The organism is Acinetobacter sp. ANC_7503 (assembly GCF_056780035.1).
Genome location: NZ_JBWYJA010000038.1, coordinates 1 through 315 on the forward strand (window position 1 = coordinate 1; position 315 = coordinate 315).

General features: G+C 47.6%; 1 protein-coding gene. It reads right to left on the reverse strand.

All coding sequences use genetic code 11. From position 1 onward, the window contains the following. A partial coding sequence (locus AC1M9M_RS14855; RefSeq protein WP_481596715.1) for a GA-like domain-containing protein occupies positions 1-315 on the reverse strand: 315 nt, incomplete at both ends.

Consider the following 315-nt stretch of genomic DNA (forward strand, 5'->3'; position numbering starts at 1 on the left):
CAGCAAGTGCATCATCACGTGCTTGAGTCAGTGCAGTGAGTTCTGTTGGAGTGATGAGGCCATTGGCATTTGCATCGATCAGCGCTTGTTCCGCCGCAGCGTATGCTGCTTCTGCTGCCTCTACTGCTGCTTCAGCCGCTGCTAGAGCTTCTCCAATATCATCAACAACACCATCTTCATCTTCGTCATTTACTGTTGGTAAAGTGATATCAACCAGATCATTCAAACGACCTTGTAGCGCATCTTTTTCTGCTTGTACTGCCTCAGGTAACGCTGTCACTTTTGTTTGTGCTTCTGTTTTCGCAGCAAGTGCAT